7 protein-coding genes are annotated in these 7,500 nt (G+C 73.7%); 4 read left to right on the top strand and 3 right to left on the bottom strand.

The window, feature by feature from the left end; translation table 11 throughout:
* Positions 1-79 precede the first annotated feature (79 nt).
* The 4 genes from AB0D04_RS12310 to AB0D04_RS12325 all read left to right on the top strand — a co-directional run bounded on the left by AB0D04_RS12310 (position 80) and on the right by AB0D04_RS12325 (position 4,765).
* Complete coding sequence (locus AB0D04_RS12310; RefSeq protein WP_362702174.1) at positions 80-700, top strand: hypothetical protein; 621 nt, start codon at positions 80-82, stop codon at positions 698-700.
* The gene (locus AB0D04_RS12315; RefSeq protein WP_362702148.1) at positions 693-1,919 is read left to right on the top strand and encodes an MAB_1171c family putative transporter; all 1,227 of its coding nucleotides are present in this window, start codon (positions 693-695) and stop codon (positions 1,917-1,919) included. The genes AB0D04_RS12310 and AB0D04_RS12315 overlap by 8 nt, the downstream gene beginning before the upstream one ends.
* Before the next feature lie 162 nt (positions 1,920-2,081).
* Positions 2,082-3,335: a cytochrome P450 gene (locus AB0D04_RS12320; RefSeq protein WP_362702150.1), complete on the top strand. Its 1,254-nt coding sequence runs from the start codon at positions 2,082-2,084 to the stop codon at positions 3,333-3,335.
* Positions 3,336-3,577: 242 nt separating this feature from the next.
* Positions 3,578-4,765: a serine hydrolase gene (locus tag AB0D04_RS12325; protein WP_362702152.1), complete on the top strand. Its 1,188-nt coding sequence runs from the start codon at positions 3,578-3,580 to the stop codon at positions 4,763-4,765.
* 47 nt (positions 4,766-4,812) lie between these two features.
* Here AB0D04_RS12325 and AB0D04_RS12330 read toward each other — a convergent pair whose 3' ends face one another.
* The 3 genes from AB0D04_RS12330 to AB0D04_RS12340 all read right to left on the bottom strand — a co-directional run.
* Positions 4,813-5,490, bottom strand: a complete 678-nt coding sequence (locus tag AB0D04_RS12330) for a DUF309 domain-containing protein (RefSeq protein ID WP_362702154.1) — start codon at positions 5,488-5,490, stop codon at positions 4,813-4,815.
* Between the two features lie 224 nt (positions 5,491-5,714).
* The gene (locus tag AB0D04_RS12335; protein ID WP_362702176.1) at positions 5,715-6,716 is read right to left on the bottom strand and encodes a hypothetical protein; all 1,002 of its coding nucleotides are present in this window, start codon (positions 6,714-6,716) and stop codon (positions 5,715-5,717) included.
* A gap of 113 nt (positions 6,717-6,829) precedes the next feature.
* A partial coding sequence (locus tag AB0D04_RS12340) for an MFS transporter (RefSeq protein WP_362702156.1) occupies positions 6,830-7,500 on the bottom strand: 671 nt, incomplete at its 5' end.

Genomic DNA, 7,500 nt, shown 5'->3' on the forward strand with positions numbered 1-7,500 from the left:
TCCGGCAGGGACCGCCGAGTGCGACCAGATCTTCGCCTTCTGGCGGCGGGCCGGACACGAGGACGGGACGAGCATGCGAGTGGGGCAGATACGCAGGCGGTGCAAGCAGCTGATCAAGGAGCTGGCGCTGCCCGCCGCCACAGATCTGCGGGGCATGTGCGACATCGTCGCCACACGTGTGGAACGGCCGGTCCATATGGTGCCGATGAGCCTCGGCGGAGTGGTCTCGGGGATGACGGCGGCCACGGACGACGGCTACTGGATCTTCTTCGAGCTCAAGACGTCGCCCTGGCACCAGGCACACATCGTGCTGCACGAGCTGAGCCATCTGCTGCTCGGGCATGCCCAGGATCCGGCCATGACGGAGGACGCTCTGCGGATATGGACCCCGTCCGTCGATGTGGCCACCGCCATGCGCCGGATGGGGCTGACCGCGGGCCTCGCCCGGCACCACGGCTATGACAACCTCGCCGAGCGGGAGACCGAGGTACTGGGCACGCTGCTGATGGAACGGGTCGCGCCGTCGGCCGGTGAGCGCGAACTCCCGCTGGAGGGGCAGGCGGCCGAACTCGCGGCGGCCCTCGGGCCCGCCCTGCAGCACATCCGCACGCAGCAGGCCGCCGACGCAGGCGAAGACGGAGACGGTGACCCGGCCGGAGACGGTGACGCGGTCGGGAACGGGGGCCCGCGGCGTGTTTGACGTCATCTATCTCTCCTTCGCGGCCATCGCCTGGACCATCGTCGGGTACAAATCCGCCGCCTGGTTCCGGGACCGCGGCAACGCCGATCTGGGCCTCGCCTGTGTGATGAACGGCGGCGTGGCGACGGTCTTCCTGTTCTCCGCGCCCAGCCTCTACCGCTGGTTCGACCGCCTGGTCGGCGTGGCCAACCTCGCCATGGTCTTCCTCTACTCCGCCGTCGTGGTGTTCGCCGCGGGCGCGCTCGTCCTGCTGCTGCGCTGGACGGCAGGCGAGGGCGAGGCCGCGCGGGCCCGCGCACGGACCAGGGCGCGCCTCGCCGTCGGGGGCGTGGCCGCGCTGTGGGCGGTGGCTGTCGCCGGCTTCGCGGTCGGCCGCCCGGACGCCGTCGAGCACCCCCGCGACTTCAGCACCGCCTACACCAACTCTCCCGGCGTGATGCTTTTCCTGGTGCTGTATCTGGCCATCTTCGGCTCGAGCCTGGCGGGCCTGGGGACGCTCTGCCCGCGCTACGCCGCCCGGCTCGGCGCCACCTGGCTCGCGCGCGGTCTGCGGGTGCTGGCCGCCGGCTGCTGGCTCGGCCTGGCCTACTGCGCCTGCAAGGTCATCGGCTTCGCCCTGTCCTGGGCGGGCCACCCGGCGCTCTGGCTCTCCAACGGCGTCGCCCCGCTCAGCGCCTCGGTCGCGGCGATCCTCGTCCTCACCGGATTCGCCCTCCCGGCCGCCGGCCCCCGCGCCGCCGCCTGGCGCCGGCTGCGCCGCCTGTCCCCGCTCTGGCGGACCGTCACCGCACAGACCCCCGAGGTCACCATGGAACGGTCGAGCCGACCCCTGCGCTGGCCGTTCGCCGACCTCGAATGGCGCGCCAACCGGCAGATGGCCGAGATCCGGGACGTCCAGCGCGGTATCCGCGGCCATGTCGAGTCCGACGCCGTCGACATCGCCCGCGAACGCGCCCGCGCCGTCTCGCTCGACGACCGCCAGCTGGCCGCCGTCGCGGAGGCGGCCGCACTCCGCCGCGGCCTGGAGAACCGCGCGGTCGGCCATGTGCCCGTCCACGGCGCCGACAGTGTGGTGGTCAGCAGCGGTACGGGTACGGAAGGCGCCGAACTCGCCGCGGAGTACGAGCACTTGGCGCTCGTCGCGGATGTCTACCACTCACCGCTGATCGAGACCGTGCTCACCGAGCTGCGGCAGCGCAGCTCCGTACCGCGCGGCTAGGAGCGGCGCGACCACACAGACCGGGTGGCCCGGCACGGGGGTCCGGGCCACCCACCCGACCGGGGCCGCACCGGCCCGTGGGCGCCGGTGCCGTCCCGCCGTTGCGGTGCGCCGCGTCCCGCCCCCGACGCGCCCGGAGCCGTCCGTCTAGAGTCGGGCTCCATGCAGAACACCGCCGAGACCGGCCCCGACGCCCCCATCGACGTGACGCCCCTCCTCGACGATCCCCACGCCGGCTATGCCGCGCTGCGCGAGGCCGGCCCGGTGCACCGGATCACCGGGGCCGACGGGCAGCCCGCCTGGCTGGTCACCCGCTACGCCGACGTCCGCAGCGCCCTCGCCGATCCCCGGCTCTCCCTGGACAAGCGGCATGCCGCGCCCGGCGGTTACCGCGGTTTCGCGCTGCCGCCCGCGCTCGACGCCAACCTGCTGAACATGGACCCGCCGGACCACACCCGCGTACGCCGCCTGGTGGCCAAGGCCTTCACCCCGCGGCGGGTCGACGCCCTGCGGGAGCCCGTACGGCGGGTCGCCGACGAGCTGCTGGACGCCATGGAGGAGCGCGGTGGCACGGCGGATCTGATCGCCGACTACACGGGTCAGCTGCCGATCATCGTGATCTGCGATCTGCTCGGCGTCCCGCAGCGCGACCGGCGCGACTTCCGGGCCTGGACGGACGCCCTGATCACCCCCGACCCCACCAAGCCGCAGCTGGTGAAGGAGGCGATCGGGGCGATGCTGGCGTTCTACACCGGCCTGATCGCCACCAAGCGCGCGGAACCGGGCGACGATCTGCTCTCGGACCTGATCGCGGCGCGCGACGACGCCACCGGGACGGCGGGCGACCGGCTCACCGAGGACGAGCTGACCTCGCTCGCCTTCCTGATCCTCTTCGCCGGATACGAGAACGCCGTCCACCTGATCGGCAATGCGGTGCTCGCCCTACTGGAACGCCCGGCCCGGCTCGACCAGTTGCGCCGGAATCCGGCCGAACTCCCGGCCGCGGTCGAGGAGGCCATGCGGCACTCCGGTCCCGCGCCGCTGGCCATCCGCCGCTTTCCCATGGAGGACCTGGAGATCGGCGGCGTACGGATCCCGGCCGGGGAGAGCGTGCTGCTCTCCATCGCTTCCGCGAACCGCGACCCCGACCGCTTCCCCGATCCGGACACGTTCGACCCCGGCCGGGACCTCTCCGGGCACCTCGCGCTGGGGCACGGCATCCACTACTGCCTCGGCGCGCCGCTGGCCCGGATGGAGACGGAAACCGCGCTCGGCGCGCTTCTCGGCCGCTTCCCGGGCCTGCGACTCGCCGTTCCACAGGGCGAACTGCGGCGTCGGCGCTCGCTGCGCGCAGATGGCCTGATTTCGCTGCCGGTGGCCTGGGAATCGAGAAACGAACAAGCTTTTGAGGCGTAACTGCCGTCCGATGAGGTAGAAAGGTCTCAAGACCCGCCCGGTGTGCATCCCCCGTCGCACCGGGCGGGTCGCCGTTTGCAGGTGCGACGCGGCGCGACCCGATGCGTCCCGGCCCGACAGGCACCGGCCCGACAGGCCCCGGCCCCACGGCCCGGGACCGACACGCCGGACACCTCGTGGCCCCTTGGTCCGTCTGGCGCATCCACGCTGCGGGTCGCAACGGCCGTTCTTAGCGTGACGGCATGGCAACCGATGCGCTGTACCCGAGGAAGGCCGCCGCGGTGGCGGCACTCGCTCTTGCCGGTATCTCCCTGACCTCCATACCGGCCGCGGCCCACCCCGACGCCACCGGGCCGGGCAGCCGTCTCTCGCCCGCCTCGCCCGCCCCGCCCGCCTCGTCCGGACCGGGCGTCCAGGTCGCCGACGCGCCCGAGGTGCCCGCGCTGCCGCGCGACCTGTCCGCCCGCTCGTGGATGGTGTCCGACGCCGACACCGGAGACGTCCTCGCCGCCAAGGCGCCGCACCGCAGACTCCCCCCGGCCAGCACCCTCAAGGCCCTGTTCGCGGTCACCGTGCTGCCGAAGTTCCCGGCCGGCTCCGTCCGCCAGGTCAATGCCACCGACCTCGAGGGCGTCGGGGACGGCAGCAGTCTCGTCGGCATCGAGCAGGGCGGCCGTTACCGGGTCGCCGACCTGTGGCGCGGGGTCTTTCTGCGCTCCGGCAACGATGCCGTCCATGTGCTGGCATCGATGAACGGCGGCTGGGACGCCACGGCCCGGGAAATGCAGAAAACCGCCCGCAAGCTCGGTGCCGGCGACACCACGGTGAAGTCCCCGGACGGCTACGACACCCCCGGCCAGGTCTCCTCCGCGTACGACCTGACCGTCTTCGGCCGCGCCGGACTCGCCGATCCCGACTTCGCGCGCTACTGCGCCACCGCCCGCGCCCGCTTCCCCGGCAGCGACGGCGTCACCGAGATCGAGAACACCAACAGGATGCTGGCCGGCACGCACGGCCTGACTCCCTACCCCGGCATCATCGGCGTCAAGAACGGCTACACGACCCATGCGGGCAATACGCTCATCGCCGCCGCCCGGCAAAACGGCCGTACGCTGCTGGTCACCGTCATGAACCCGCGGTCCGGCGAGAACAACGCCGTCTACAAGGAGGCGGGCGCCCTCCTCGACTGGGGCTTCGACAGCATCGGCAAGGCCCGCCCGATCGACACCCTGCGCACGGCACGGACCGCCCCCCGGGACCGCGCCGTGGTCCGCCCGCTGGCCACCGACACCATCGACCCGAAGGCAGGCCGGGACTCCTCCGGGAACTCCGCCACCGCGGTGTGGGGAGGCGGCGCGGGCGCCGCGGCGCTCGCCCTGATCGGCGCCCTGCTCTGGCGGCGCCACGGTCGCCGGCGCAGTCCGGAGTGAGCAGTCCGGAGTGAGGGGCGCGGATCACACGGGAGTCATGCCTGCGCCTACCCGGCCGTACCCAGCCGGGGCGCCGTCCCGGCCGCCGGCACCGGGCCGGTCTCGCCGCTCACCCGTCCCGTCAACTCCCTTGCCCAGAGCGTCAGTCCGGCGATGTCGATGCCGTACGGGGCGGTGTCCGCGTACGGCGCGATGGCCGCCGCGCCCCGATCGAGCAGGGCCACGGCGCCGGAGGCGTTGCCGCGCGCCGCATGCGTGAGGCCCACCGCCAGCTGGGCCAGCCCGCGCCACAGCTGCCGCTCCGCCTCCGGTGCGGCTTTCCAGGCGTCCTCCAGCACCTCGTGTGCATGGAACGGCTTCCCGTCGTCGAGCAGCCGCTGCGCCTCGGCCAGCGCCTGTGCGGGCATACGGGGCACCCCCTCGGGCTGCCGCGCCACGCCGGGCGTGCCGTACGGCAGCGGGCGGCCCAGCCCGTCCCGCGGCCGGGCGTTACGGGCCCGGCCCTGCTCGTCCCGGTCCCGCCGGCGGGAGGCGGAATCGGAGGCGGCGACCGGGGGCGGTTCGGCTTCGCTCCCCGTCCCGGCGCCGCAGTGCTCGCACACCTCGCTGTCCGGGCGCTCGCGAACCCGCCCGCAGGCGTCGCACACCAGGTGCAGCCAGCAGGCCGGATCGCCGCCCGCGCCGGTCTCGCCGGGCCTGTCGTTGGTTTCCTCCGTGCCGTCCACCCTTCGATTGTGCGTCGTACGGCAGGCTCCCGTCGCCCTGGGGGCGGCCGCGGTCCCGTTGATCTCGAACCGCATCGTCCGGGTGTCCACGATCTCGGATGCGTCGGACGCGTGAGATCCGTCGAATGCGTCATACGGCCGATGGTGCCACCCGCCACTGACAACACCCCCGCCCCTGACGGGGCTTGGGGGAGACACCGGTACGCGGACGAGCGCCGGTCCGGTCAGCGGACGAACGCGGGCGAGGACGCATCCCGTACGCGCAGGGACGGGCTGCCGCGGCCGTCCGCCGGCACGCTCCAGATGTCCGAGGGCCGGCCGTCGCGCCCCGGCAGGGCGTAGGCGAGGGTGTGGTCGTCCAGCCAGGCCGCCTGGTCGTCCACGCTGCGGGTTTCGCCGAGTGGGTGCTCGCGCAGGGTGCGCAGGTCCAGGACGTACAGCCGCCAGGGATCGTCGGCCCCCTCCCGTACCCGCTTCTTGAAGGCGAGCCGGGTGTTGTCCGGGGAGAGCGACGGGCATTCGACGTTCTCGCGGAGCGTACGCGCCGCCCACTTCCGTAGGTCGCCCTCGATCAGGTAGGTCTTCCCCTTCGTCGAGACCGTCGCATAGAAGCGGTTGTCGTCGCGGGCGAAGGTGACGCCCCAGTAGTTGACATCGGGGGAGTGGTAGCGGCGGCCGTCGAGGGTGAGCGGGATGTCCTCCACGTTCTTGATGAGGTAGCCGGTGCGGGTGTCCAGGACCGAGGTGCGGGTGGAGAACGCGGTGGTGGCGTACGAGTCCCCGGTGGCGAACATCGTCCACGACAGCATCCGGCCGGAGGCCGAGACACGGGCCCGGTTGGGGATACCGGTGAGCGCGATCCGCCGTTTCTCGCGCAGCCGCCGGTCCAGGACGACGGCGTAGGACCTGGGCGGGATGCCGGGGCGGCGCTGCAGGCACAGGCCGGTGCCGGCCGCCGCGTGGAAGCGCTCGCAGGCGGGGCCGCCGGTGGTGCGGCGGTCGGCCGGCTCGGCGGCGCGGGCCGACATACGGGTGGCGGCACCCGGCCGGGCGGGCAGCCGGGCCACCCGGCCGGACCCGGCGCCCGTACTGCGGAAGTACAGCCGGCCGTGGTCCAGGCCGAAGGCCGAGGTGGCGTCGGCCGGTTCGGCGCGCCGGGCGGCGCCCAGGGTGTAGACGACGGCGACGGTGGCGAGGACCGCCGCGCCGGCCACCACGGCGACGATCCGGGCCCGGAGGGAGAGCGGGGCACGCGCGGAGGGGTGCGCCGGGCGGGGGCGGTCCTGCTGTTTCTCCGTTGAGGGCGTCGCGGACACGGACGTCGGTCCCTTCGGTGAGGTCATGGGTGCGACGGCTGCCCTTCCGGGGGCTGCCGCCCTTGCGAGGGCTCGGACCGTTCCGTGTGCGGTGGGCCGGGCAGCAGGACGGCGGCCGCCGCGAGCGCCACCGCCAGTGCGGCGATGGCGGTGATCAACGCGGGCCCGGTGCCCCAGAGCGTCCAGGCGGCCCCGAACCCGGCGGCCGCCAGCAGCCGGCACAGCGCCTGCCCCGTCTGCAGCAGCGCCATCCCGCTCGCCCGCCGCGCGGCCGGCAGAACCGGCCCGGCGAGCGCCATCAGCACGCCGTCCGTCGCCGCGTAGAACACGCCGAGCAACAACAGCACCCCCACCAGCAGCACCGGACCCGAGTCCGTGGCCGCCAGCAGGACATAGCCGCCGAGCAGCGCCGCATGCCCGCACAGGAAGGGAACCCGGCGCCCGATGCGGTCACCGAGCCGCCCGGCAGGCACCGCGAGCAGCAGATAGACCGCGGCGGCGCCCAGCGGCAGCAGCGGGAACCAGCCGACCGCGAAGTCCAGCCGCCGCTGGAGCAGCAGGTACACAAACGCATCGCCGATGGTCGCCGCGCCGAGCAGCGCCGCGGCCACGAAGATCCGCCGGAAGGCGCTTCGACGCGCTGCCCGCCGCCCATCACCAGCTCCTCGGCCATGGCCTCGCCGTCCAGGCCCTG

Source organism: Streptomyces sp. NPDC048483 (genome assembly GCF_040651455.1).
Lineage (GTDB): Bacteria > Actinomycetota > Actinomycetes > Streptomycetales > Streptomycetaceae > Streptomyces.

Excerpts from the sequence above, each read along its gene's own strand:
- AB0D04_RS12325 (WP_362702152.1), top strand. The coding sequence starts at position 3,578 with ATGGCAACCGATGCGCTGTACCCGAGGAAGGCCGCCGCGGTGGCGGCA.
- AB0D04_RS12320 (WP_362702150.1), top strand. The coding sequence starts at position 2,082 with ATGCAGAACACCGCCGAGACCGGCCCCGACGCCCCCATCGACGTGACG.